Raw genomic sequence first — 24,103 nt, 5'->3', positions numbered from 1 at the left:
TGCACCCCCTGGAAACAGGGGCATCCACCAGGAAGTATGCATGTTTGAGATCAAGAAGTTCATCGCGGTGCTGATCCTCGTGGCCACGGCCGGAACCCTCGTGGCTTGTGGTGAGGAAAACACCGCCGGAGGCAACGCCGTGGCCATCGGCGGTACATTTGAATTCGTCTCTCCAGGTGGCCAGACGTCCATTTCCTATCCCCCAGAGGATCGCGAAAAGATTGGCAACATCAACGGCGTGAACCTCATCACGGATGAGGAGATGTCCCTCGATGAATTCGACGGTCAAGTGGTGGTGTTGAACTCGTGGGGGCAGTGGTGCGGTCCGTGCCGCAGCGAGTCCGATGATCTCCAGCGCGTGCACGAGCGCATGCAGCAGACCGGCGAGGGCACTCTGCTGGGCATCAACGTGAAGGACTTTTCCCGTGCGAAGGCGCAGAACTTCGTCAAAGACAACGGAATCACCTACCCCTCCCTGTACGACCCGCCGTTCAAGTCTGCACTCGCCTTGGGTGGCGTGCCTACCTCGGTGATTCCCACCACCATCGTGCTGGATAAGCAGCATCGCCCGGCGCACATCTTCCTGCAGGAAGTCACCGAGGATCAGTTGTGGGACGTGGTGGAACCCATCCTGAATGAGGATGCGTAGATCACGGTGGATAGCTACGTGGATTCCTTTGTGATGGCCCAGGACATCGGCCAAACCTTTGCAGAAACCGTCTCCGCTGGCCCCATTCTCCTGGCGTTGCTGGCGGCCGCTGCCGCAGGATTGGTTTCTTTCGCCTCTCCTTGCGTGATCCCGCTGGTGCCGGGCTATGTCTCCTACTTGGCTGGCGTGGTGGGCGCGGACACGGATTACACCGCTGAAGGAACCAAGGTCAAGGACAAACGAGCACAAGTCGCCAGCGCGGCGCTGCTGTTCGTCTTGGGCTTTACCGTGGTGTTTGTGCTGGCCACGGTCACCGTCTTCGGAGTGATCAGCACGCTGATGATCAACCAGGAAATGTTGATGCGCGCCGGTGGCGTGGTGACCATCGCCATGGGCGTGATCTTCATGGGCTTTATCCGCCCACTGCAGCGGGACACCCGCATGGCGCCCAAGCGGTGGACCACTCTAGCCGGTGCGCCGCTGCTGGGAGGCGTCTTCGCGCTGGGTTGGACCCCGTGTCTTGGCCCCACTCTGGCCTCGATCATCTCTGTCTCCGCTGGCACGGAAGGGGCCACCGCCGCCCGCGGGGTGGCGCTGATCATCGCGTACTGCCTCGGACTGGGCATTCCCTTCATCCTCGTAGCGTTCGGCTCCTCCCGGGCACTGCGCGGCGTGGACTGGCTGCGCCGCCACTCGCGGATTATCCAAAGGATCGGCGGAGCGCTGCTCATCATCGTGGGAATTTTGCTTCTCACAGGACAGTGGGCGACGATCGTGGAATGGATTCGCGTCGCTTTCATTTCTGACACGACATTGCCGGTCTAAGCGGCGTCGGAAAAGGACAACAACATGATGAAAAAGATCCTGCGCTTGCCGAAGGCCGGCTGGCAATGGCTTACCAAGATGAGGACCGCTTTGGTGCTCATGGTGCTGTTGGCGCTGGCCGCAGTGCCTGGTGCACTGTTGCCGCAGCGCTCCCTGAACAAGGATAAGGTGGCGGAGTACATTTCCGCCAACGGCAAGACCGCGGAGATTTTCGACAAGCTGCAGCTGTTTGATGTCTTCAGCTCCACCTGGTTCGCGGCCATTTACGTGCTGCTGTTCGTGTCTTTGATCGGCTGTATCCTTCCGCGCTCGTGGGATCACTACAAGGCACTGCGCACGGCGCCACCACGGGCGCCGAAGGTACTGAGCCGTTTGCCAAACCACGTGGTGGGCGAGGTGGCGCAGCCAGAGGACAAGGTCAAGGACTCGCTGCGCACGGAGTTCAAGAGCTGGACCTTCCATGAGACAGAAGCCAAGGATGACCGTGCCGGTGCGTGGTCGCTGTCCGCAGAGAAGGGCTACTTGCGTGAGTTCGCCAACCTGGTATTCCACCTAGCGTTGGTGGGCATTTTGGTTACGGTGGCCGCGGGACGTCTGCTGTACTACGAAGGCCAGGTCATCGTGGTGGCGGGCAGCCAGAACTCTCAGTTCTGCAACTCGGCCGTGTCCAACTTTGATTCCTTCCGCTACGGTCCGATGTTCGACGGTACCGGCCTGACCCCGTTCTGCGTGAACATCAAGGACTTCAACGCGGAGTACTTGGACAACGGCCAGGCCGTGCACTTTGAGTCCAACATCGATTACGCCGATGCCGAGACGGCGATGCTGCCTACCGATCAGTGGGAGCACGACGAACTGCGGGTGAACCATCCGCTGCGCATTTTGGGCGATCGCGTCTACCTCCAGGGTCACGGTTACGCGCCGACGTTCACCATCACGTGGCCGAACGGGGAGAAGGTCACCGAGACCACCCAGTTCCGCCCGGATGACTTGACCTATTTCTTGTCTTCGGGTGCGATGCGCTGGGATCCTCCGGCGGACATGTACCCCGATCTTTTGGATCGACGCCAAAACCAAATCTCTATTCAGGGTCTGTTCGCCCCGACTGCGGAGTTCACCGGCGATAATGGCGCACTGCTGAGCTCTAGCTTTCCGGCGATGAATGACCCTGCGGTGGCGATTGACGTTTATCGTGGCGATACCGGGTTGGATGCCGGGCGCAGCCAGAACATCTTCTCGCTGGATTCGGCGCAGCTGCACAACGGTTCCATGCAGAAGCTGGATCGCGTGAACCTGCGTGAGGGCGAGGACGTGGAACTGGACGATGGTACAAAGATCCGCTTCGATGGCGCCCAGGAGTTTGTGAACCTGCAGGTCTCCCGCGATCCGACGGTGCTGTGGGTGCTGGGCTTTGCGCTGTTGATGTTGGTGAGCTTGGTGGGCTCGCTGCGGATCAAACGCCGCCGCTTCTGGGTGCGCCTGACTCCGACAGACGAGGGCAACACCCGCGTGGAGATCGCGGGACTGTCTCGCACGGATTCCGCCGGCTGGGGCACTGAGTTCAACCGCAAGGCGGAGAAGATTCTGGGTCTGGATGACGAAGAGCTGGACGAGGAATTCGATACCGATGCAATGGATTGGGATGATTCCTACGACGATGGCCTAGATGAGGCGATCAGCCGGGCCCGCGGCGAGCAGGATTAGCAGGCCGGGCAGATTGAGCCCAGCTGGGTAGGGGCTTGTTCGCTGCACACTTCAGGGCTAATTTTATGAGAGACACAAAGACAACCGGTTGGCTGCCTGCGCGGATGCGTGGAGCCTGGCCGGTGAGAATGTAAGGATCATGGGAAACAACATCATCGACCAAGACCTCGCGGCTCTTTCGGACAATGCGTTCCGTGCCGCGGTGATCGTCTACCTGCTGGCTCTTGCGGTCTCGCTGGTCCACTACGCCATGGTGCACTTGGCGGCGGAAAGCCGCCGGGGACGTGCCCGCGCGCTGAACTCCGCTGGAGTGGGCGCGTCCACGCGCAGCAAGGTCTCCGTGGGGGCGGGTTCCGGCGCCGGGGATGATTCCGATTCGACCAACCACATTGATCCGGCTACGCGCGACGATTCGGATTTGCCGAAGAACCTGCAGGCGGATTACATCGTGGCTCGCGTGCGCCGGGCGGATAAGTTCGGTGGGGTGGCGCAAGCACTGGTCTGGTTGGCCATCGCTGTGCACGCGGCGCAGGTGGTGCTGCGCGGTTTGGCTGCGGGCCGTTTCCCGTGGGGCAACCTGTTTGAGTACGTCACTGTGGTGACATTGTTTGCCATGGTGATTTCCGCTGCCGTGGTGCAGCGCAAGTCCGTGCGCGTGATGTGGCCGTGGCTGCTGACCCCCGTGGTGGCGCTGCTGTTCTACGCAGGCACGAATCTGTATGCGGATACTGCACCGGTGGTTCCATCCTTGCAGTCCGGTTGGTTCCCGATCCACGTCTCCACCGTGTCCATCGGTGCGGGCATTGGCATGTTGTCCGGCATTTCCTCCCTGATGTACCTGCTGCGTACGTGGCAGCCGAAGGGCCAAGAGAAGGGCTTTTTCGGTGTGATTGCTTCGCCATTGCCGGATGCGCAGAAGCTGGATTCGCTGGCGTACCGCACTGCAGTGTGGGCGCTTCCCGTGTTCGGTTTGGGTGTGGTGTTCGGCGCGATCTGGGCGGATGCCGCGTGGGGTCGTTTCTGGGGTTGGGATCCTAAGGAGACCGTGTCTCTGATGACGTGGATGCTCTACGCCGTGTACTTGCATGCGCGCGCCACCCCGGGTTGGCGTGGTCGCAAGGCTGCGTGGATTAACGTCATCGCCTTTGCCACCATGGTGTTCAACCTGTTCTTCATCAACATGGTGGTCTCTGGTCTGCACTCCTACGCGGGCCTGAACTAGCAGGATAACGGAGCCGATGACCCCACAGCAGCGCCCCGAGTCCGCCGAGTCTCGTGCATTCACCCATCTGTTGGTGACTGGTGGCGCGGGATTCATCGGCTCTAATTTTGTGCATCGCACGTTGCAGACGCGGCCCGAGGTGCACGTTCATGTGCTCGATGCGATGACGTACGCGGCGCAGCCGGCCAATTTTCTTTCCGACGCCACACTCCCCCTGGAGCAGGCTTTTCCCGGACGTTTCCACTTCACCCGCGGTGACATTGCGGACGCTGACGTGGTGGATCAGGCCGTGGCCAGCCTGGCGCGTGCCGCGGACAATGGTGCTGTGGCGATCGTGCATTTTGCGGCGGAGAGCCATAACGATAACTCCCTGTTGGATCCGGGAATCTTTGCGCGCACCAATGTGGAGGGCACGGTCAATCTGGCCACTGCGGCGGTCAAGCACGATGTGCACTTGCACCATGTGTCCACGGACGAGGTCTTCGGAGACTTAGCCCTGGATGATCCGCAGCGTTTCACGCGGGAGACTCCTTACGCTCCGTCTTCACCCTATTCCGCTTCGAAGGCCAGCGCGGATCATTTCATCCGCGCGTTCGTGCGCTCCCTCGGATTGCGTGCCACCATCTCCAACTGCTCCAACAATTACGGGCCACGCCAGCACCCAGAGAAGTTCATCCCCCGGCAGATCACCGGCCTTATTGATGGGCACAAGCCACGCCTGTACGGTGCTGGCCACAACGTGCGGGACTGGATTCATGTGGATGACCACAACGATGCTGTGTGGGCGATCATTGAGCGCGGCGAGCTGGGGCAAACGTATCTGATCGGCGCTGATGGCGAGCGCAGTAACCTCCAGGTGGTGACCGATCTCCTGCGGATTTTCGATCGCCCTGCGGATGATTTCATCCACGTCACGGACCGTCCGGGGCATGACCGGCGTTACGCCATTGACCCGTCCAGTATTCAGGAGCTGGGGTGGGCTCCTGCCTATACGGACTTTGCTGCGGGACTCGCGGCCACGGTGCAGTGGTATCGGGATAATCGGCAGTGGTGGGAAGATGCGAAGGTGGCGTCGGAAGAAAAATACCGCGCCACTGAACGGCCGCTGTAAAACACGAACGCCCGGCGACCAGTGCATAGCGCACCGGTGCCGGGCTTGTCCTACCCTGCGCTGAACTTAGAGTTCGCGCTTGTGGAGGTCGCTTGGCGTGACCGCCAGGGCGATCAGGGAGATGGCACACAGGGACATCAAGTAGATGCCGATGGCCCACGTTCCGCCGTAGCTTTCCAGCAGCAGCTCGGCGATCATGGGGGCGAATGCGCCGCCGATGATCGCGCCGAGGGCATAACCCACGGAGACGCCGGAGAAGCGCACGGAACGGGGGAACATTTCGGCATACATCGCGGACTGCGGGCCGTAGCTCAGCGCCAGACCAGGAACGAAGAGCAGAAGGGCCAGGCCGAACATCCAGATGTTGGCGCGATCGATGAGCATCCATACGGGGATGGTCAGGACGAACAGCAGGATGTAGCCGATGGCGAAGGTCTGGGTGCGGCCGATCTTGTCTGACAGGGAGCCGGACCAGAAGGTCAGCACTGCCCAGAGGATAGCCGCGATGATGACAGCGAGGAAGACCTCGGTTTGCGGCAGACCCAGCTTCTTTGCTGCGTAGGAGCCCATGAAGGCGATGATCATGTAACCGCAGGCGTTATTGGCGGCGAAGATGAACGCGGCCTTCAGAACCGTGCCGGTGTGAGTGCGTAGGAGGTCGCGCAAGGGTGCGGAGGACTCGTCGGCGCGCTCCTGGATCTCCTGGAAGATCGGGGACTCGGAGACGCGGGAGCGGACGATGGCACCTACGATGACCAAGACCACGGAGAACAGGAACGGGATGCGCCATGCCCAGTCAATGTATGCTTCCTTGCCGAATGCGGCGGTGAGCAGCAGCAATACGGCCGTGGCCGCACCCAAGCCCAAGGGCACGCCGATCTGTGGGTAGGAGCCGTAGAGGCCGCGCTTGCCATTCGGAGCGTGCTCGACGGCCAGCAGGGCAGCGCCGCCCCACTCGCCACCGGCGGAGAATCCCTGGATGATGCGCAGGACAATCAGCAGAATTGGGGCGGCCATGCCGATGGCGGCGTGGGTAGGTAGAAGTCCGATCAGGGCCGTGGCCATGCCCATGAGGACAAGGGTCAGAGCCAGAATCCGCTTGCGTCCATAGCGATCGCCAAGGTGGCCAGCGATAGCTGCGCCCAGTGGGCGGAACAGGAAGCTGATGCCCAGCGTGGCCCAAGAGACGATTTGGGCGAGGGCCTCGTTATCGGAGGTGGCAGGTGCGAAGAACTGCGCGCCGAAAACAAGACCGGCGGCCTGGGCGTAAATGAAGAAGTCGTACCACTCGATGGTGGTTCCTACCAGCGTGGCTGCCAGGATCTTGCGTTCTTCGCGCTTGCGAGCGGGCGCAGAAAGTGGGGCGGACGCCGAGTGCGGGGCAGAAGGCGCGTTGGGTGATGCAGACATGACTAGTGAATTTATCAGGGCTGTATCAAGTTGTAATAAAAATGGAAAAATCTCGAAGAGCAGGAAAAGGCCAGCGTATGGTGAGAATTTCCCAAGTTAGCATTACCTAGGTAAGGTTAGCGCATACTTACTCGTTCGGAGATGAGTAAAGATCAGCTGATGATCACCTGACGTTTCCAGTTACTAGGTTCACTTTCAAAGGATCAACAACTCACCATGGCACATAAGCGCTTCATACTTGTAGCAACTATTCTAGCCTCCAGCCTAGCTTTGGCAGGGTGCTCATCTACCGGGCAGGACTCCGCAGATAGCAGCAACTCCTCTGACACTGCGGATCAGACTGTTGAAGTGCAGGACAATCATGGAACGCAGACGGTTCCGGTCTCGCCAGCTGCTGTAGTGGCTACGGATAACCGTAGCTTTGAAATCCTTGACCAGTGGGGAGTGAACCTCGTAGCTGCGCCCAAGCCGATCGTCCCGCGAACCGTGGATAACTACAAGAACAACGAAGACATCGTGGATATCGGCAATCACCGCGAACCGGACCTTGAGGCCCTGGTTGCTGCCCAGCCGGATCTCATCGTCAACGGCCAGCGCTTTGCACAGCACTATGAAGATATCCGCACCCTGAACCCAGATGCGGCCATCGTGGATTTGGAACCACGGGACGGAGAGCCCATGGATCAAGAGCTCATCCGCCACACCACCGCGCTGGGAGAGATCTTCGGCAAGCAAGACGAAGCACAGCGGCTGGTCGATGACTTCCAAGATGCTTTGGAACGTGCCAAGCAGGGATACGACGGGCAGTCTTCCGTGATGGGTCTGAACGTCTCCGGTGGAGAAATCGGCTATGTGGCTCCATCCAAGGGCCGCTTCTGGGGCCCAATCTTTGACTGGTTGGAGCTCAAACCTGCACTAGAGGTGGACGAATCCTCCACCAGTGACACAGGAGATGACATCTCCGTGGAAGCGATTGCGGAGGCTAACCCAGCGTGGATGCTGGTTATGGACCGTGACGGCGCCATCAGCGAGGCCGACAAGCCCGAGTACATGCCCGCACAGGATGTGATTAAGAACAACGAAGCCCTACGCGACGTCCAGGCTGTCCAGGATCAGCAGATCATATTCGCACCGGTTGATACCTACACCAACGAAAACATCATCACGTACACCGAAGTTCTCAACAACCTGGCGGACGCCTTCGAAAAGCACAGCGCTTAACGGAGCTCGCTGACCTTCCCGCCCTCGTTCTTTTCGGATTCTCAATGCATTCAGCCCGCTCATCTAGCAGTACTGCAAGCAGCGCCAGCAACAGCACCACCGCCACAGCCAACCAGCCCAGCTCTACTACCCGCACCACCCGCGCAGCCCAGCTGTTCGATAAGAACCTGCTGATCGGCGTCGTCGTGGTGCTGGGATTGCTGGCTGTGTCTTTGACGGTCGGCGAGTACAGCATCCTGGAAGGCGAACGGGGATGGGAGATGTTTGGCATCACCCGCGTGCCGCGCACCATCGCGTTGGTGCTGGCGGGCGCGGCCATGGCGATGTCCGGGCTGGTAATGCAGATGCTGACGCAAAACCGCTTTGTATCTCCCACCACCACGGGCACCACGGAATGGGCTGGACTGGGACTGCTAACCGTGATGGTGCTGTTCCCAGGAGCCTCGATCCTGGCCCGCATGGGCGGCGCGGTGGTGGCCGCCTTCGTGGGAGCGATGGTGTTCTTCCTCATTCTCCGCCGCATCTCTTTGCGCTCGTCGCTGGTGGTGCCAATCGTCGGCATCATGTTGGGCGCCGTGGTCAGTGCCGTATCCACCTTCTTCGCCTTGCAGACGGACATGCTGCAATCGCTGACCATCTGGTTTGCAGGCAGCTTTACCTCTGTCTACAAGGGACAATACGAATTCCTGTGGATCGTCTTGCTTGTAGTCGTTGCCGTATTCTTTCTTGCTGATCGCCTGTCCATCGCCGGGCTTGGCGAGGATGTGGCGACCAACGTGGGACTGAACTACCAGCGCGTGGTGTTCGTGGGCACCGGGCTGATCGCCATTGCGACGGGTGTGGTGACTGTGGTGGTGGGGAACTTGCCGTTCCTCGGGCTCATCGTCCCCAACGTGGTCTCGATGTTGCGCGGGGATGATCTGCGCTCCAACTTGCCGTGGGTGGGTCTGGCAGGCATCGCGATTGTTACCGCCTGCGATATCCTCGCACGCCTAGTCATTTCGCCGTTTGAAATCCCCGTGTCCGTGGTGCTGGGCATTGTGGGCGCGGTTGTCTTTGTTGTCTTGATTGTTAAGCAGGTCAACCGTGGCTAATTTGCTCGACGTCACCTCCGCTCCCTCCACGTCTCGCCGCACGCAGGGGCGATCTGGCGCTTTCCACTCGGTTCGCGTGCGCAATCGCTACTGGGCATTGTTGATTGTTTTACTGATTGCTGCCGTGGGGTGCGGCGGTGGGCTACTGGCCTACGGCAACCCCATGCCCGTGGGAACACCACAGTTCTGGCTTCTGGCTGAGCGCCGTTTGAATTCCGTGATCGCCATCGCCGTAGTGGCGGTCTGCCATGCGCTGGCCACCATTGGTTTCCAGACGGTGACTAACAATCGGATTATCACGCCCTCCATCATGGGTTTCGAAGCGCTGTACGTGGCCATTCACACCACCACTGTTTTCATCGGTGGTGCCACGGGATTGATCGCTGCGCGCACATTGGGCACGTTTGTGTTCCAGATTGTGCTGATGGTGGGTCTGGCCCTGTTGCTGTACGGATGGATGTTGACCGGTAAGAACTCCAATATGCATGCAATGCTGCTCATCGGCGTGGTGATCGGTGGGGGTCTCGGTTCCATATCAACCTTCATGCAGCGCGTACTCACACCCAGCGAGTTTGATCTGCTCACCGCCCGGTTGTTCGGCTCCGTCAATAACGCAGATCCAGATTTCTATCCCATCGCTATCCCCGTGGTGGTGTGCGCCGGCGTGCTGCTGATTGTTTCGTCCCACAAGCTCAACGTGCTTGCGTTGGGGCGGGATGCAGCAGTGAATCTGGGGCTTCGCCACCAGGCGCTTTCCATTTATGTCTTGGTGCTTGTCACGGTGCTGATCACTGTGTCTACGGCTCTGGTGGGGCCCATGAGCTTCCTCGGATTTTTGGTGGCCACCCTGACGTATCAGCTCGCGGGCACGTCGGATCACCGCTACCTGTTCCCGCTGTCCGTAGTCATTGGTTTCGTGGTGCTTGCAGGGGCATATTTCCTGATGAATAACGTCTTTTCTGCTCAAGGCGCGGTATCTATCATCATCGAATTGGTGGGTGGAGCACTGTTCTTAGTGGTACTTCTGCGAAAGGGGTCACTGTGATTTCTCTAGACAAGGTCTACAAGCAGTACGGCGAGGAAACCGGCATCGGTCCGGTGAGCCTGGACATCCCCGCGGGTGGCATCACGGCATTCATTGGACCCAACGGTGCCGGAAAGTCCACCCTGCTCACCATGATCGGTCGCCTCCTGGACATCGATGAGGGGGTCATTGATGTGGCGGGGTTTGACGTCGCTAATTCAAAATCGAAAGACCTGGCCAAGGTGCTGTCCATCCTGCGGCAGGAAAACCACTTCATCACCAAGCTCACGGTTCGCCAGCTGGTCGGCTTCGGGCGGTTCCCGTATTCACAGGGTCGGCTGACGAAGAGAGACGAAGAAATCATCTCGCAGTACATCGATTTCTTGGGTCTCACCGCGCTGGAAAATCGATACCTGGATCAGCTCTCTGGCGGCCAGCGGCAACGCGCCTACGTGGCCATGGTGCTGTGCCAAGAAACGGACTATGTGCTGCTGGATGAACCGCTGAACAATCTGGACATCGCCCACTCTGTCCAGATGATGCAGCACTTGGCGAGTGCGGCGCGGGAGTTCGGTCGCACCATCTTGGTGGTGTTGCACGATATCAACTTCGCTGCCCGCTACGCAGACCACATTTGTGCCGTCAAGGATGGCAAAATCGTGGAGTTCGCGGAGGTGAGCACCATCATGAATGAAGAGACGCTGACGCGAATTTTCGATACGCCCGTGAGCATCCTCGATGGCCCTCACGGCCCGATTGCCTGCTACCACTAGCGTGTGCGCGGATCGTTGTCCCGGGCAGTCGATAGAGTAGGGGGCATGACTTCCAGCGAGAATGCCTTGGACTTTTCCGCCGCGGACATCGAGCCCGGCAGCATCACCCCTTTGCCCATCAAGGAAGCGTGGCTGTACACGCCACGAGTGTTTGGGGATGACCGCGGCAGCTTCCACGAGTGGTTCCGCACCGAGCAGTTCACCGAGTATCTGGGGTACCCCTTTGACGTGGCCCAGGCGAATCTTTCGCGTTCGCAGGAGAACGTGGTCCGCGGAATTCACCTGGCTGAGGTTCCTCCTGGCCAGGCCAAGTTCGTGACCTGCGTGGCAGGATCCGTGCGTGACGTCCTAGTCGACGTGCGCAAGGGCTCGCCAACCTACGGCAAGCACGTGGTTATTGAGTTAAATGCGGAGAATAACGCGGGTGTGTTCGTGCCCCTTGGCGTCGGGCATGGGTTCACGGCAACCTCCGACGAGGCCACCGTGAGTTACCTGGTCACCGAGGCCTACAACCCGGAGCGTGAGTTCGAAATCAATCCTTTCGACGCCACACTCGCCATCGACTGGGGCATCGCGCAGGACCAGGCTGTGCTATCTGAGAAAGATGCGGCAGCGCCAGAACTGTCTGCGGTCACTGACCGTTTGGCCACGTGGAACGACGTGCGCGGATGGGAAAAGGAATTGCGCGACGCCTGGCAGGAGGCGCTGCACGCCGCCGATGAGTGGGAAGAAGCAGCGGACGAGTGAAAGGCATCATCCTGGCTGGTGGGACGGGCTCCCGCCTATGGCCCATCACCGAAACGCTGTCGAAGCAGCTGGTTCCCGTCTACGACAAGCCCATGATCTACTACCCGCTGACCACCCTGATGCTGGCGGGAATCCGCGAGATCTTGGTGATCACGCGCGCGGAAGACGCGGAGCAGTTTCAGCGCTTGTTGGGTGACGGCTCTCAGTTTGGCGTGAGCATCACCTACGCGGTGCAGGATGCGCCGAACGGGCTGGCGGAAGCGTTCATCGTGGGCGAAGACTTTATCGGCGAGGATTCCGTGGCGTTGGTGTTGGGAGACAACATCTTCTACGGCGCTGGTCTGGGCACACAGTTGCGCCGCTTCGCGGAGCCAGAAGGCGGCACCATCTTTGCCTATTGGGTGGCAGAGCCACAGGCTTATGGAGTGGTGGACTTCGATGAGCAGGGCAAGGCCTTGAGCATTGAGGAAAAGCCCGAGGAACCCAAGTCTCAATTCGCTGTGCCTGGGTTGTACTTCTATTCCAATGATGTGGTGGACATCGCTAAATCGCTGGTGCCGAGTGCGCGGGGCGAGCTGGAAATTACCGATGTGAACCGCAGCTATTTGGAAGAAAACCGGCTACACGTGGAGGTTTTGCCACGTGGCACGGCATGGCTGGATACGGGCACGGTGGATGATCTGGCGGCAGCCGGAGACTTCGTGCGTGCCATCGAAAAGCGGCAGGGCCTGAAGGTCAGCTGTCCTGAGGAAGTCGCGTGGCGGATGGACTACATCTCGGATGAAGAGCTAGCAGCGGCCGCCGCGCGTTTGGTGAAGAGTGGCTATGGCCGCTACTTGGAAGACTTGTTGAAGCGAGGTAAGCGCTAGAACATGACCAGTCAACATCAGCCTGAAGCGGGATCCCACGGCCTGCGCGTCCACCCAGATAGCCTTGCAGATCTTGTCAGCCGCACCTGGCGTGACCTCACGTGGGAATCCGTGAGCGTGCCGGATCAGGGCATGGATCACGCCGTGGTGAAACTGCATGGGGTGAGTTCGCACGAAGGCGAGCTGGCGGACATGATCCCCGAGACGGTGGTCATCCGCGTGCCCTATGCCGAGGACTACCGCGTGCAGGCTCCGCTGGAATCCGCTGTGGTGGCGCAGCTGTCCAAGCTGCGCTTTGCCGCAGTCCGGGCGGTGAATTCTGCGGTGGATGCCCTGGGCGATGGGCAGCGTGGCAGCGGTGGTCTCGGTCATGGCCAAGTGTGTGATCCGCACAAGCTCAACGCTGTGCGCGTTCCAGGAACGGTACGCCAGTCCTACGTGCGCGGCACGTTCGGAACGGATCAGCCGCTGATGTTGACCATGCAGACCAACGTGCACGGCGAGCCCATGACACGGCAGGTATGGGATGCGATGTCTGCCGAGGATCGAGCATGGGCTGCTACTCAATTGGGAAGCATGCTGGCTGGTCTGCGCAGCCTAGATCCGGACTTGGTGCCGGTGCGCAACGTGGAATCGTGGTGGACTGATGGGGAAAAAACGGCGCAGCTCAACACCTCCGCTCGCTCCCTTCCTGGCAAGCTTGCGCTGATGAAGCGGCGCGCCCCTGTCTACCTGGAGCCAAATCTGAGTGCTCGAGAGATGGCAACCGTTCGGGAAATTTTTGCTGAAGTAGAGAGCCTGATTCGTCGCCCGCACCAGCAGCGTTGCCTCACCCACGGCGAGCTGATTCCGGATCACGTGTTGTGGAGCCCCACCGACGGCGTGGGCGTGATCGACTTTTCCGATATGACCATCGGCGACCCTGCACTGGACTACGCACACTTGGCGGACATCGCGCCGGAATTCCCCGGGATGGTCTCCGAGGAAGCTCTCAAGGCTGGGGCGCCTCACCACGAGGCAGAACCGCCGCTGTTGGAGCGCGCACAGGCTTTCAAGCGGTGGGACAACGTGTTTCTATTGATAGATCACTACCGCACAGGGCACTCGCCGCGGGTAGAGCTGGAGTAGTTGGGGTTCTTCATTTACCCGGGCAAGTTCGAAAAATCAGAATCTTTATCGTCAGATAGGGCTACTCTAGGCGGAGAAGGTCTTTACTTAATACACAGATAAGGCCGGCGGTGGATCGCGTGAGCTGCTAGGTCTTGATGAGGCGATGCGGTATGTCCATGCGGGAGAACTGCTTAACGTCACGTAAATAGATCGGTGCGTGCGCTCACTGATGGATATGTATTCCATTGTTGACGAGCTGGTTAGCAAAGGAGGGCGCGGTGAAATTCCTCATGGAAGGGCAGATCTACTCGAAGGACTCGACCCCAATAGCCAGATTGATGCTGGGACTATTGGGTTCGGTGGCGGAGTTTGAACGTTCCATCATCCGAGAGCGCCAATCAAAAGGAATTGCCCGGGCGAAAGAGCGTGGTGTGTGTAAGGGTCGTGCCCGTGTGCTTACCGATGATCAATTCACTTAGGCGCACGAGTGGGCGGATTCTGGTGTGCCGAAATCGGAAGTCGCACGTCGTCTTGGGGTGGGGCGAACAACGCTGTACAGCTATTTGCAGCAGGCTCGATGAAGTGAGGGCTGCGGTTCGTTTTGGCGAACACTTAGATTTTATCGAGTGATGTTAACTAAATAAATTCACGGTTCCTCTAACGTACTCTTCACTTAGTTTAAATCCGTGGGGGGTTTCTATTAGGACGCCAACTTCAGTTCGGCTTTTCCACCATTCATTGATGACTGCATCAAAAAATTGAACCGCCGACCAACCTTTAGATGTAATGAAGCTGTGAAGGAGTAGGTCATCAATGTAGAAATCTGGGCCTTCGGTTTGAGACTTCTTCCAAGAAGATCTGCGATTTGGCCTTCACAGGCGGCGTGTATTCCCTCTTGCCCATCGTAAGGAGATCGTTCGACCTCTTTGTAGCCCGGAGATGGCCGCAATTTAGAGAGAAAATCACTGAAATTTCCGAAAATCTGGTCCAGCTTGCTGCCGAGCTCTACCTCGGAAGGCAGGTAAACATCTTCGAGAACACAATTTTTTAGACTGACTATGCCACTACTTGTGTTCTTTAAGAATTCTGCGTAGTCGTCCGGCAGCTTCCGTTTGATCTTGCGCTCAATTGCGCGGATTAGCCGATCGTTACATGGCTTGCCAGGCTAGCGAAGTTCAATATTCGGAAGAGTTATAAGTGTCCTTATCCTAGTTTTGTAGCGAGGGTTAGCCTCCTCAGATGTCCCAATCTCAAGTCAGGGAAGTAATCTTGGGTAACTGTTGACCAACTGACGAGAGCTAGCTCAGTTTTCATCCTCCGAATTAGCGCCGTTGTCTGGGCGCTGATCCTTCGGGTCTTGCTGAGTTTCGTCCTTGGGCTTCTGGTTATTCTGCGCGTTTTCCTCGCGCGCCTTGTCTTCCAGCTCTTGCCTGCGTCGGGCACGTTGAATGCGCAGCTCCTCCTCGCGCTCGGCCTCACGACGTTGCTTGAAACGTTCCTTTCGGATGTTCCATAGAAAGTCCGGATCGTCATCGGGTCCAGCTGGGGTGGAGTCCACCTGCTTCTGGCCGCGCCCCCGCAATCCCGACCACTGTCCCGAACCGCGGTCGGAGCTGCGTCGCACACCGGAACCAGGACCGAAAGCCTTCCACAGCACAACGATCGTCACGATGATGAGGAGCAAAATGACCAGACGGCCCACGGGTTCAATGTCCTTTCCGACGCAAAAACTACTTCATTCCATCGTAAGTGATCCCCACGGCCTCATGGGGTGAGCTGCAAAGATTGTTCGATGACTTTGCCCCACGGAGAGATTCGCCAGAACAGCCGCACCGAAACTACTCTGTAGAGCGTGAGTAAAGATGATCAACATGCTGAAGTGAACGCTGCTGCGGAAGATCTACGGGAGGATTCGGCTGTCGGTGCGCGGGTCGGCAGTGCTCAGGCTGAGCCCATCGGTAAGCCAAAGCTGGGCGGAAAAGCCGTGCGAGACATCGCGCTCTACGGCCTGTGGCGCATCGTGCTGTTCTTGGCGCTGACGTTCCTGATCCACTCCATCGTGATCCTGCTGGGTATGGCCAGCTTCTTCCCGCTGCTGATCAGCGCGATGCTCGCGCTACTGCTGGCACTTCCGTTATCGATGGTTCTGTTCAAGAACCTGCGACTGCGCGCTACTAAGCACATCTCGAATTGGGATGCTGGCCGGCGAGCCCACAAGCTGCAGATGCGCAAGCAACTGGAAGAGCGCTTGGGTTAAGAGTCCTCGGGGGCGGGGGAGCTTACGACGACGGGGAGTGTGGCGTCAGAGAGCAAAGGGCTAGACGAATGAAACCACAGCAACGATCAGTGCCCATATCAGCATTCCACGGCCGGTGATGCCGAGCACGGGGATCAGGCCGCGGCCTTGGACTCCCGCACGGATGATGCGCGCCGCGTTGAACCAGAAAATGCCTGCCGCCAGGGCGATCAGCATGAGTGGATGAACCACACCCACCGCAATCGTGAGCACCACAGCGGTGGCGACAAGCGCCTGCCACAGCACGCGCGTGCGGCGATCCCCGAGGCGGACGGCCAAGGTGATCTTGCCGGTCTCGCTATCGGTGGGGATGTCTCGCAAATTATTCGCGAGATTCACGGAACTGGACAGGGCGCCGATGGTCACAGCCAACGCGAGGCCCACCCAGGAGACACGTCCAGCCTGGGTGAACTCCGTGCCCAGAACCGCGACCAGGCCGAAGAAAATAAACACCGCGACCTCGCCCAAACCGCGGTAGCCATAAGGGTTTTTTCCGCCGGTATAAAACCACGCACCGAGGATGCACAACGCGCCGATGAGGATGAACCACCACGCGCTTAGCAGGCTCAAGACAATGCCCGCGATACCCGCGACAGTGAAGCTAGCGAACGCCGCGTACTTCACCTTGGACGGCTCCACCAAGCCGCTGCCCGTCAGTCGCAGTGGACCCGAGCGATCCTCATCAGTGCCGCGGATTCCATCGGAGTAATCGTTGGCGTAATTCACACCGATGATCAGCGCCAAAGAGACCACCAGGGCCAGGAACGCGTGGAAGAAGTTGGCGCCTCCGGCTAGTTGCGCGGCGGCGGTACCAGCAAGAACAGGGGAGATAGCATTAGCCCACGTGTGCGGGCGTGCGCCCTCCAACCACTGCGCGGCGGAAGCGCTGGGATGGGAAGTGTGTGTCATCGTGGATTTGATCTCTCTGCTAAAAACGAGCGGGCCCGGCGTGGGACTGGTAATACTCCTACTTTAGCCCGGGGGTGATGCGCTCAATAAGCAGGTCAGCGATAGCGCGGCGATCCACCTTGCCGGGGCCGATCAGCGGCAGTTCCGGCAGGGCAATCGCCATGGTGGGGATGAGGTAGCGAGGGATGGGTGCTTGGCTTTCGTCTTGTGGTGCGCCGCGGAGCTGGTTGCGCACGTCATCGGTGATGTCCGTGGGTGCGGGGGCCTCGTGTGACTCGATGGCAATACCAATGGCTTGGCCAAGTTCCGGATGAGGGATGCCCACCGCGCACACCGCGCCGCTGAATGTCAGCTGCTGTGGCTGGCCGGTAGCGGAAGTGCATGTGGCGGAGCGGAGATGGGAGGAGATGAGGCGCTCCACCTTCTCGGGCAGGATCTTGTACCCGCCGGAGTTGATAGCGCCATCCGCGCGGCCGAGGACTTCTAGCGTGCCGTTATTCAGCCTGCCGAGGTCAGAGGTGACAAACGTGCCGGGAGAGGGGAAGGCTTCTGCGGAATCCACGTTGCGGTAGCCCGAGGCCACCACGGGTCCGAGGATATGAATTCGGCCGGGTTGGTCGGGGAGTGTGGCGTCGACAAAAAGACGAACACCCGGCAGCGCACGGCCGTCATATACCGCACCACCGGCGGTCTCGCTGGAGCCATACGTGGTGACCAGGCGAGCGCCAGCTTCGCGCAGTTCCGCGAGCAGATCCCCGCGCGCTGCCGCCCCGCCCACCAATACGGCCGAGTAGCTAATCAGAGCGTCGACAGCCTGTGGATTTGCAGCGATGCGTTCCAGTTGGGCAGGAACCAAAGAGGTGTAAAGGCAGGCCTCCGGATAGGTGGCGCGCAGTTGCTCCGTGTCCGCGATGAACCCGGCCGCAGAGAAGCTCGCCTCGTCTTGGAGATGGCGCGCGACCAGCGGCTCAAAACCCGCAGCGAGACTCCGCAAGATCACCTGCAAACCAGCAATGTGGTGCGGCGGCACGGTCAGCAGCCACGCTCCGGGCACGGTCTGCGGGCCAAACTTATCCGCGAGTAACTCCGCCGTGGCATCGGCAGATGCACGCAGGTTGTCCGCGGTCAACATCGCACCTTTGGGCGTGCCTGTGGACCCGGACGTGCACGCGATCAATGTCCCCGCTGTGATGGGTTCGTCCACGCGCATAGCCTCGCTGAGCTGGGTGTTTGCGTGCTGTTGTGCTGGGGAGTGGGCCGGAGGTAGCGGCAGGATGGACGCCAAGCCCCTCATCATTTCGCGCAAAACCGCCACGAACGGGTACAAGTTTCGGGGATCTGCTGTGGCGGTGTCTAACGCGATGCTCATGCTTGCAGAGTCTAGTGGGTGCCTGAGAGGGGCTATTCCCTGAGGTAGAGGCCAAAATCATCGAGCTGATCGCGCATGGTTTCCAACTCGATGGGGCCGGGCACGCGCTTGTGGATGGCGACGAAAGCTTCCTGGATATCCATGCTGGTCGCAGGCGTGCGGCCGGTATCGATGAGGTAGCTGACGATGTCCAGGTAGGACGGGCTGCGCCGATCCAAGGCATTCAGCGATGGGGTGGCGAGGTCCGCCTCTGCCTTGAAGTAGCGGGCGAGCTCGTGCTCGTTGGCGGGCAGCCAGGTTCCATCCGGCAGTTCAATGCGGGAGGCTGCGGCGGCCAGCGAAGGCTGACGATTGATCACGCGACGGTTGGAGGGTTCGTGGAAGCGGACTGGCGCCTCCGGAACATTGCGTTTCAATACCTGTCCAACAAGTCGGTTCATGAGTGCGAACATGGGTTGAGCTCCCTCCCGTGATGTAGGTAATTGCGGGTTTTGATCTTTCCTAAAATCGCGAGCAGATTGAATATTTTCCACCAACTATCTATCTGGCTTGCTCTAGTAGGGAGTCTAGCAAATTAGTGGGAGTTTTCAAGTATTGGTGTTGGGCAAGCATTGAAATTTCAAATTACTAAGTATCCGGGAAGCTTTGCAGACCTGCAAATGGGAGTGGAACTACCAGCGCGTGGCGTGAATCCGCGAGGAGGTCTTCTGGTTCCGTTCCGGATGCTGCCTTCGGGATCCGTTGCGAGTGTGAGGAATAGGGAGTAAGCAGGAGGTATGTCCACTTTTAACGTTCAAAACCCAAACAACGGAAAAACCGAAGAAGAGTTCAACCGAATCAATGATTCTGATCGTGATGCGATCTTGGACCGTGCGAAGGAAGCCTTCGCCAGTTGGCGCCAGGCTCCCATCGAGCAGCGCGCAAAGGTTCTAAGCAAGACGGCTCAGTTGTACCGTGATCGCCAGGACGAGTTGGCCGAATACATTGGACGCGAAATGGGTAAGCCCACTGCCCAAGCCAAGGACGAGCTACAGACCACCTGGGAAATTTACGAATGGTATGCAGAGCATGCCCATGAGCTCCTTGCAGACAAGCCCCTCGCCTCTCAAGGAGCGCTGCAAACTTACGTGCGTAAGGATCCCCTAGGCGTACTCCTCGGGGTTATGCCATGGAATTTTCCGTACTACCAGGTAGCTCGTTGGGCAGCGCCGAACCTGCTGTTGGGCAATACCTTGGTTCTCAAGCACGCGTCGATTTGCCCGCTGTCCTCGCAGGCCTGCCAGGACCTCTTGGAGGAGGCTGGCTTACCGCAGGGTGTTTTCCAGAACATCTACGCCTCAGGATCTCAGATGGATGCCTTCGTTGCAGACCCTCGCGTGTCCGGCGTGTCCCTCACGGGTTCGGAAGAAGCTGGAGCTGCAGTAGCGAAGACCGCAGGCGAGCACTACAAGAAGTCACTGTTGGAGCTCGGTGGCAACGATCCATTCATCGTACTCGATGACGAGAATCTGGATTGGGTATTGGATCAGTATGTAGCTCTGCGTATGTTTAACGCTGGCCAGTCATGCAACGCTCCCAAGCGCTTGATTGTCATGGAAGATTTCTATGACAAGGCCATGGAATCCCTCACCGAAAAGATCCAGGCAGTTAAGCCGGGTCCCTTCGATGATGATTCTGCTGATATGGGCCCACTTTCCTCGATTGGTGCTCGCGATGACTTGGTGGAGCGCATCGCCGAGGGCGTTAAGAAGGGCTGGGCTCGTGTCGCCGTAGGTGGTTCTGCTGTGGATCGAGCCGGTGCGTACATGGAGGCTACGCTCCTCACTGATGTGGATCCCGAGTCTGACTTGGGCTGCAACGAGATCTTTGGTCCAGTAGCCTGCCTCTACAAGGCATCAGATGTGGAGCATGCGCTCGAAATCGCCAATAACTCAGAATATGGGCTGTCCGGGTCTGTGTGGGGAACTGACCTCGATAAGGCTCATGAGGTCGCAGCCCGCCTAGAGGTCGGTATGTCCTTCGTCAACTCACATGCTGAAACCGCTGCCGGCCTACCGTTCGGTGGTGTGGGACGCTCCGGTTATGGTCGGGAGCTGGCCGAATGGGGTGTCGGCGAATTTGTCAACGATCACCTTATTCGGGTTAACGCCCAGGGCTAGAATTCCTTCCGCGTGCACCCCAGCTCCGAGGGTGCACCCGATTTTTTTGGCTAACCATCGCAAAGGCTAAAGCTTCCGCTACCCACTGCACCACTTCCCCTGCTAATTTCCCTTGCAGAGGGACGCCTAACTCAGTAGTAGTAGGGGATGCTATCCCATTCCGGCGCGCGCTTTTCAAGGAAGGCGGCCTTGCCCTCAGCTGCCTCATCAGTCATGTAGGCTAGACGTGTCGCCTCACCAGCGAAGACCTGCTGACCCATCAACCCATCATCAGTCATGTTGAACGCAAACTTCAGCATCCGCTGCGCGGTAGGGGACTTCGTATTAATCTTGCGTGCCCACTCGATGGCCACATTCTCCAGCTCCGCGTGATCCACCACGCGGTTGACGGCCCCCATCTGGTGCATCGTCTCAGCATCATAGGTATCGCCCAAGAAGAAGATCTCACGCGCGAACTTCTGTCCCACCTGCTTGGCCAAGTACGCAGAGCCATAGCCTGCGTCGAAGGAGCCCACGTCTGCGTCGGTCTGCTTGAACTTGCCGTGTTCGCGGCTGGCCAGGGTCAAGTCGCACACCGCATGCAGCGAGTGTCCGCCGCCCGCTGCCCATCCGTTGACCAGGCAAATAACCACCTTCGGCATGGTGCGGATGAGGCGCTGCACTTCGAGAATATGCAAGCGGCCACCTTCGGCCTTCACGCGCGTCTCGTCCACGGTCTCCGCGCCCGAGCCGGTCACATCGTCGTTGTGTTCGGTGGCGTACTGGTAGCCAGAGCGTCCGCGAATGCGCTGGTCGCCACCGGAGCAGAACGCCCACCCGCCGTCCTTCGGGCTCGGGCCGTTGCCGGTCAGCAGGATAGTGCCCACATCAGGGGTGCGCCGAGCGTGATCCAGCGCGCGATACAGCTCATCCACGGTGTGCGGACGGAAAGCATTGCGCACTTCGGGGCGGTCGAACGCAACGCGAACGATGCCGTCCGCCCGCGTCTCACCGACGTGCCGGTGGTACGTGATGTCCGTGAAGTTGAATCCGGGAACGTCGCGCCATTGGGTGGGATTAAAGGGTTTGTCAGTCATGTATGGCAGTTTAGTTGTCATGATCTCTTTGTCTGAGCTCCAGGATCGCGCTCACCCCGTTGCCTTGCCGTTGCAGGTGCCGTTTCGTGGGGTGCAGGTGCGTGAGGCCCTCCTATTCGACGCCACTTCTCGCTGGTCAGAATGGTCCCCCTTCCTCGAGTACGAGGCGGACGAGGCTGCGCGGTGGCTGCGCCACGCGGTGGATTTCGGTTTTGGGGGGGTCCAAGCCAGCCCGGTGCGGGATTCTGTGGAGGTGAATGCCACTATTCCTGCCGTCGACATGCGCAAGGACGGCGCGGACGTGATTGATGCGCTGATGCGCCGCTACCCGGGCTGTTCAACCGTAAAGGTCAAGGTGGCGCAACAAGGCCAGGAATTGGCTGATGATGTGGCGCGCGTTGCTGCCGTGCGCGCGTGGTTTGCGGAGCAGGGGCACGGCGGCAATGGGGGCGAGCGCCCCATGATCCGCGTGGATGCCAATGGCGGGTGGACAGTGACCGAAGCAGTGGAGGCAATCGAGGCACTGCTGGCTGGAGGGCCGCTGGACTACGTAGAGCAACCGTGCGCGAGCGTCAGCGAATTGGCGGAGGTGCGTAAAAACGTCCAACGACGTGGGCTCTTCGTTCGGATCGCCGCCGATGAGGCCATCCGCAAGTCCGCGGACCCGCACGCAGCCGTGCGCGAGGTAGTGGATGCAGGAGCTTGCGACGTGGCGGTTCTCAAGGTTCCGCCGCTGCAAGGAGTGGACAACGTGCTGAGCATTGCGCGCGAGGTGGCCGAGCTGGGAGTGGCAGTGACCATCAGCTCCGCACTGGATACTGCGGTGGGCATGGGTGCTGGCATTTATGCGGCAGCGTGCCTTCCGCAGTTGCACGACGATGATGGCATGGCGGTGGCCATCCAGCCCGCAGGGTTGGCGACGGGCGGATTGTTCGCTGTTGACGTCGGGCAAAGAAACATCGTGGACGGACACATGAAGGTGAAAGACTTGGTCCCCGACGCGGCGGTGATGGAAGAATACGCGCTGGTGGGGGAGCGGAAAGACTGGTGGATGAACCGATTGGCTAACAGCTACGCGCTGCTCTAAGCGGGTGCGGTGTGATGTTCCGGGAGGAGTTGTCTCGGGCCTGAAGTAGATTGGGGAGAGTGATGGAGCAAGACCTAAACGCAGCAGAGACCAACAGCCCGCAATCGCTCGAAATCGGGCGGATGAGCGCCGCCGTGACCACCGCCGTGGTGACGGTGGATCAGCTGATTCGCGACGGCGTGCGTGAAGTGGTGGTGTGCCCGGGATCCCGCTCGGCGGCGCTGGCGCTGGCGTGTGCGGAGGCGGAACGCGCTGGTCGGCTGCGCATGCACGTGCGGACAGACGAGCGCACCGGCGCCTTTTTGGCGCTGGGATTGGCCAAGGCCACGCGCCGGGCAGTGCCGATTATCACTACTTCGGGCACTGCGGTGGCCAACTGTCTGCCCGCGATGGTGGAGGCCACGCTGAGCCACGTTCCGCTGCTGGTGATCTCTGCGAACCGTCCGCTGCGGATGATTGGTACGGGTGCGAACCAGACCATTGAGCAGGTGGGGATTTTCGGGGCTCACGCGGTGGCGGTACTGAGCACGGGCGATCCCGATGCGGTGGAGGCTGCAGGCGCTGCAACTGCGGATCCCGAGGAGGCCGAGAATGCGCTGACGAACCGCGTGCGCGAGGCTGCCGCAGCCGCAGTGCAGGCAGCAACCGATCCCGTGACTGGCGGTGGCGTGCAGCTGGACGTGCCTTTGCAGGAGCCGCTGGTGCCGGAGTCCGCGGATGCGCTGAGTCTGTTCGCACAGCAGGTCGCGGGGCAGGAAGCTGCTGGTCAGGAAGCGGCAGTGCCGGAAGCAACAGTGTCGGACGCGAACGTGCAATCTTCTGCCCGTCCGCTTCCGCACGGCAAGACCACAGTGGATATCAGCAAGCGCACGCTGGTGATCGCCGGCAGCATTACCGACGAAGTGTGGGCACGCGAAGTAATGGAGCAACTCGCGCACGTGCCCACCATCGCCGAGCCCACGGCACCCGCCCCCGGATTCCCTGTGCACTGCGCGGCTGCCGCGATGTTCTCCGCGAGCGAGGTCAGCCAGGGCGAATACTCAGCCATGACCCAGCCGGAGCAGGTCGTGGTGATCGGCCGACCCACGCTGCACCGCCCAGTCCTGGGGCTGTTGAAGTCCACGGACGCGCAGGTCATCGTGCTTTCTGAGACGGACAGCGTGTTCACCCTCGCCAGCAATATCACCGCCGTGGCCAGCGGAATCAGTGTCACCGGCGAGCATCCCACGGGATGGACGAAAGTCTGTCAGGCCATCAGCGACATGGGCGCGGATGCGGTGCGTGACGTGCTTGGTGCTTCCGTGGAAGAGCACTTCACCGGGATGCACGCCGCGGCCGTGGTAGCCGATAGCTTGCGCGACGGCGACGCCTTCGTGGTCGGTGCCTCCTCCGCGATCCGCGATGTCTCCCGCGCCGGGCTGCCCTTCGACGGCGTGCGAACCCTCGCC

24 protein-coding genes are annotated in these 24,103 nt (G+C 59.8%); 18 read left to right on the top strand and 6 right to left on the bottom strand.

Annotated elements, in window-relative coordinates; genetic code table 11:
* The first annotated feature begins 40 nt into the window (after positions 1-40).
* The 5 genes from CS919_RS04550 (at position 41) to rfbB (ending at position 5,511) form a co-directional block, all read left to right on the top strand.
* Positions 41-649, top strand: a complete 609-nt coding sequence (locus CS919_RS04550) for a TlpA disulfide reductase family protein (protein ID WP_099298324.1) — start codon at positions 41-43, stop codon at positions 647-649.
* 33 nt (positions 650-682) lie between these two features.
* Positions 683-1,474, top strand: coding sequence for a cytochrome c biogenesis CcdA family protein (locus CS919_RS04545; RefSeq protein ID WP_099298566.1), 792 nt, complete (start codon positions 683-685; stop codon positions 1,472-1,474).
* 24 nt (positions 1,475-1,498) lie between these two features.
* Complete coding sequence (locus CS919_RS04540; RefSeq protein ID WP_099298323.1) at positions 1,499-3,178, top strand: cytochrome c biogenesis protein ResB; 1,680 nt, start codon at positions 1,499-1,501, stop codon at positions 3,176-3,178.
* A gap of 139 nt (positions 3,179-3,317) precedes the next feature.
* Positions 3,318-4,400 (top strand): c-type cytochrome biogenesis protein CcsB, encoded by a 1,083-nt coding sequence (ccsB, locus tag CS919_RS04535; RefSeq protein WP_099298322.1) that lies wholly within the window; start codon positions 3,318-3,320, stop codon positions 4,398-4,400.
* A 16-nt stretch (positions 4,401-4,416) separates the two neighbouring features.
* Positions 4,417-5,511 (top strand): dTDP-glucose 4,6-dehydratase, encoded by a 1,095-nt coding sequence (gene rfbB, locus CS919_RS04530; protein ID WP_099298321.1) that lies wholly within the window; start codon positions 4,417-4,419, stop codon positions 5,509-5,511.
* A gap of 66 nt (positions 5,512-5,577) precedes the next feature.
* Here rfbB and CS919_RS04525 read toward each other — a convergent pair whose 3' ends face one another.
* Positions 5,578-6,921 carry an MFS transporter gene (locus tag CS919_RS04525; RefSeq protein WP_099298320.1) on the bottom strand — a complete coding sequence of 448 codons (1,344 nt, stop codon included), beginning with the start codon at positions 6,919-6,921 and terminating at the stop codon, positions 5,578-5,580.
* Between the two features lie 216 nt (positions 6,922-7,137).
* On the opposite strand from CS919_RS04525, the gene CS919_RS04520 reads away from it, so the two are divergent.
* The 9 genes from CS919_RS04520 (at position 7,138) to CS919_RS10760 (ending at position 14,340) form a co-directional block, all read left to right on the top strand.
* Positions 7,138-8,142, top strand: a complete 1,005-nt coding sequence (locus CS919_RS04520; RefSeq protein WP_099298319.1) for a siderophore ABC transporter substrate-binding protein — start codon at positions 7,138-7,140, stop codon at positions 8,140-8,142.
* Between the two features lie 44 nt (positions 8,143-8,186).
* On the top strand, positions 8,187-9,236 hold the full coding sequence (locus CS919_RS04515; RefSeq protein ID WP_099298318.1) for an ABC transporter permease: 1,050 nt from the start codon (positions 8,187-8,189) through the stop codon (positions 9,234-9,236).
* Position 9,237: 1 nt separating this feature from the next.
* A complete protein-coding gene (locus CS919_RS04510) occupies positions 9,238-10,281 on the top strand; it encodes an iron chelate uptake ABC transporter family permease subunit (RefSeq protein WP_234990841.1) in 1,044 nt (347 codons plus the stop codon).
* The gene (locus CS919_RS04505; RefSeq protein ID WP_099298316.1) at positions 10,278-11,033 is read left to right on the top strand and encodes an iron ABC transporter ATP-binding protein; all 756 of its coding nucleotides are present in this window, start codon (positions 10,278-10,280) and stop codon (positions 11,031-11,033) included. The genes CS919_RS04510 and CS919_RS04505 overlap by 4 nt, the downstream gene beginning before the upstream one ends.
* Positions 11,034-11,078: 45 nt before the next feature.
* Positions 11,079-11,780 carry a dTDP-4-dehydrorhamnose 3,5-epimerase gene (gene rfbC, locus CS919_RS04500; RefSeq protein ID WP_099298315.1) on the top strand — a complete coding sequence of 234 codons (702 nt, stop codon included), beginning with the start codon at positions 11,079-11,081 and terminating at the stop codon, positions 11,778-11,780.
* Positions 11,777-12,649, top strand: a complete 873-nt coding sequence (gene rfbA / locus CS919_RS04495) for a glucose-1-phosphate thymidylyltransferase RfbA (RefSeq protein ID WP_099298314.1) — start codon at positions 11,777-11,779, stop codon at positions 12,647-12,649. Before rfbC ends, rfbA begins: the two co-directional genes overlap by 4 nt.
* Positions 12,650-12,652: 3 nt before the next feature.
* Positions 12,653-13,777 (top strand): aminoglycoside phosphotransferase family protein, encoded by a 1,125-nt coding sequence (locus CS919_RS04490; protein WP_234990816.1) that lies wholly within the window; start codon positions 12,653-12,655, stop codon positions 13,775-13,777.
* Positions 13,778-14,049: 272 nt separating this feature from the next.
* Positions 14,050-14,238 (top strand): recombinase family protein, encoded by a 189-nt coding sequence (locus CS919_RS10765; protein ID WP_234990840.1) that lies wholly within the window; start codon positions 14,050-14,052, stop codon positions 14,236-14,238.
* Positions 14,239-14,262: 24 nt separating this feature from the next.
* Positions 14,263-14,340 (top strand): helix-turn-helix domain-containing protein, encoded by a 78-nt coding sequence (locus CS919_RS10760; protein ID WP_200818346.1) that lies wholly within the window; start codon positions 14,263-14,265, stop codon positions 14,338-14,340.
* A gap of 722 nt (positions 14,341-15,062) precedes the next feature.
* Here CS919_RS10760 and CS919_RS04475 read toward each other — a convergent pair.
* Positions 15,063-15,461 carry a hypothetical protein gene (locus CS919_RS04475; RefSeq protein ID WP_099298312.1) on the bottom strand — a complete coding sequence of 133 codons (399 nt, stop codon included), beginning with the start codon at positions 15,459-15,461 and terminating at the stop codon, positions 15,063-15,065.
* 150 nt (positions 15,462-15,611) lie between these two features.
* On the opposite strand from CS919_RS04475, the gene CS919_RS04470 reads away from it, so the two are divergent.
* Positions 15,612-16,016 carry a DUF4229 domain-containing protein gene (locus CS919_RS04470; RefSeq protein WP_234990815.1) on the top strand — a complete coding sequence of 135 codons (405 nt, stop codon included), beginning with the start codon at positions 15,612-15,614 and terminating at the stop codon, positions 16,014-16,016.
* Between the two features lie 60 nt (positions 16,017-16,076).
* Here CS919_RS04470 and CS919_RS04465 read toward each other — a convergent pair whose 3' ends face one another.
* Genes CS919_RS04465 through CS919_RS04455 form a run of 3 tightly spaced genes read right to left on the bottom strand, consistent with a single transcriptional unit; the run spans position 16,077 to position 18,785 of the window.
* Positions 16,077-16,964, bottom strand: coding sequence for a 1,4-dihydroxy-2-naphthoate polyprenyltransferase (locus CS919_RS04465; protein ID WP_099298310.1), 888 nt, complete (start codon positions 16,962-16,964; stop codon positions 16,077-16,079).
* 58 nt (positions 16,965-17,022) lie between these two features.
* Positions 17,023-18,333, bottom strand: coding sequence for an AMP-binding protein (locus CS919_RS04460; protein WP_099298309.1), 1,311 nt, complete (start codon positions 18,331-18,333; stop codon positions 17,023-17,025).
* Between the two features lie 32 nt (positions 18,334-18,365).
* On the bottom strand, positions 18,366-18,785 hold the full coding sequence (locus CS919_RS04455) for a hypothetical protein (RefSeq protein ID WP_099298308.1): 420 nt from the start codon (positions 18,783-18,785) through the stop codon (positions 18,366-18,368).
* 324 nt (positions 18,786-19,109) lie between these two features.
* Between CS919_RS04455 and CS919_RS04450 the strand changes: the two genes are divergently transcribed.
* Entirely contained in the window at positions 19,110-20,492 is a 1,383-nt protein-coding gene (locus CS919_RS04450; RefSeq protein ID WP_099298307.1) for an NAD-dependent succinate-semialdehyde dehydrogenase, read from the top strand.
* A gap of 131 nt (positions 20,493-20,623) precedes the next feature.
* Here CS919_RS04450 and CS919_RS04445 read toward each other — a convergent pair whose 3' ends face one another.
* Positions 20,624-21,568 (bottom strand): 1,4-dihydroxy-2-naphthoyl-CoA synthase, encoded by a 945-nt coding sequence (locus CS919_RS04445; RefSeq protein ID WP_099298306.1) that lies wholly within the window; start codon positions 21,566-21,568, stop codon positions 20,624-20,626.
* Between the two features lie 19 nt (positions 21,569-21,587).
* On the opposite strand from CS919_RS04445, the gene CS919_RS04440 reads away from it, so the two are divergent.
* Together CS919_RS04440 and menD are read left to right on the top strand one after the other, a co-directional pair.
* On the top strand, positions 21,588-22,655 hold the full coding sequence (locus tag CS919_RS04440; RefSeq protein WP_234990814.1) for an o-succinylbenzoate synthase: 1,068 nt from the start codon (positions 21,588-21,590) through the stop codon (positions 22,653-22,655).
* A gap of 62 nt (positions 22,656-22,717) precedes the next feature.
* Positions 22,718-24,103: 2-succinyl-5-enolpyruvyl-6-hydroxy-3-cyclohexene-1-carboxylic-acid synthase (gene menD / locus CS919_RS04435; protein WP_234990813.1), on the top strand; the 1,386-nt coding region annotated here is incomplete at its 3' end.

This window comes from Corynebacterium dentalis (genome assembly GCF_900232865.1).
Taxonomy (GTDB): domain Bacteria; phylum Actinomycetota; class Actinomycetes; order Mycobacteriales; family Mycobacteriaceae; genus Corynebacterium; species Corynebacterium dentalis.
This window is presented reverse-complemented; position numbering and strand designations above follow the sequence as displayed.

Coding starts and splice junctions, on each gene's coding strand:
- CS919_RS04550 (WP_099298324.1), top strand. CDS start 41: ATGTTTGAGATCAAGAAGTTCATCGCGGTGCTGATCCTCGTGGCCACG.
- CS919_RS04545 (WP_099298566.1), top strand. CDS start 683: ATGGCCCAGGACATCGGCCAAACCTTTGCAGAAACCGTCTCCGCTGGC.
- CS919_RS04540 (WP_099298323.1), top strand. CDS start 1,499: ATGATGAAAAAGATCCTGCGCTTGCCGAAGGCCGGCTGGCAATGGCTT.
- ccsB (WP_099298322.1), top strand. CDS start 3,318: ATGGGAAACAACATCATCGACCAAGACCTCGCGGCTCTTTCGGACAAT.
- rfbB (WP_099298321.1), top strand. CDS start 4,417: ATGACCCCACAGCAGCGCCCCGAGTCCGCCGAGTCTCGTGCATTCACC.
- CS919_RS04525 (WP_099298320.1), bottom strand. CDS start 6,921: ATGTCTGCATCACCCAACGCGCCTTCTGCCCCGCACTCGGCGTCCGCC.
- CS919_RS04520 (WP_099298319.1), top strand. CDS start 7,138: ATGGCACATAAGCGCTTCATACTTGTAGCAACTATTCTAGCCTCCAGC.
- CS919_RS04515 (WP_099298318.1), top strand. CDS start 8,187: ATGCATTCAGCCCGCTCATCTAGCAGTACTGCAAGCAGCGCCAGCAAC.
- rfbC (WP_099298315.1), top strand. CDS start 11,079: ATGACTTCCAGCGAGAATGCCTTGGACTTTTCCGCCGCGGACATCGAG.
- CS919_RS04490 (WP_234990816.1), top strand. CDS start 12,653: ATGACCAGTCAACATCAGCCTGAAGCGGGATCCCACGGCCTGCGCGTC.
- CS919_RS10765 (WP_234990840.1), top strand. CDS start 14,050: ATGGAAGGGCAGATCTACTCGAAGGACTCGACCCCAATAGCCAGATTG.
- CS919_RS04465 (WP_099298310.1), bottom strand. CDS start 16,964: ATGACACACACTTCCCATCCCAGCGCTTCCGCCGCGCAGTGGTTGGAG.
- CS919_RS04460 (WP_099298309.1), bottom strand. CDS start 18,333: ATGAGCATCGCGTTAGACACCGCCACAGCAGATCCCCGAAACTTGTAC.
- CS919_RS04455 (WP_099298308.1), bottom strand. CDS start 18,785: ATGTTCGCACTCATGAACCGACTTGTTGGACAGGTATTGAAACGCAAT.
- CS919_RS04450 (WP_099298307.1), top strand. CDS start 19,110: ATGTCCACTTTTAACGTTCAAAACCCAAACAACGGAAAAACCGAAGAA.
- CS919_RS04445 (WP_099298306.1), bottom strand. CDS start 21,568: ATGACTGACAAACCCTTTAATCCCACCCAATGGCGCGACGTTCCCGGA.
- CS919_RS04440 (WP_234990814.1), top strand. CDS start 21,588: ATGATCTCTTTGTCTGAGCTCCAGGATCGCGCTCACCCCGTTGCCTTG.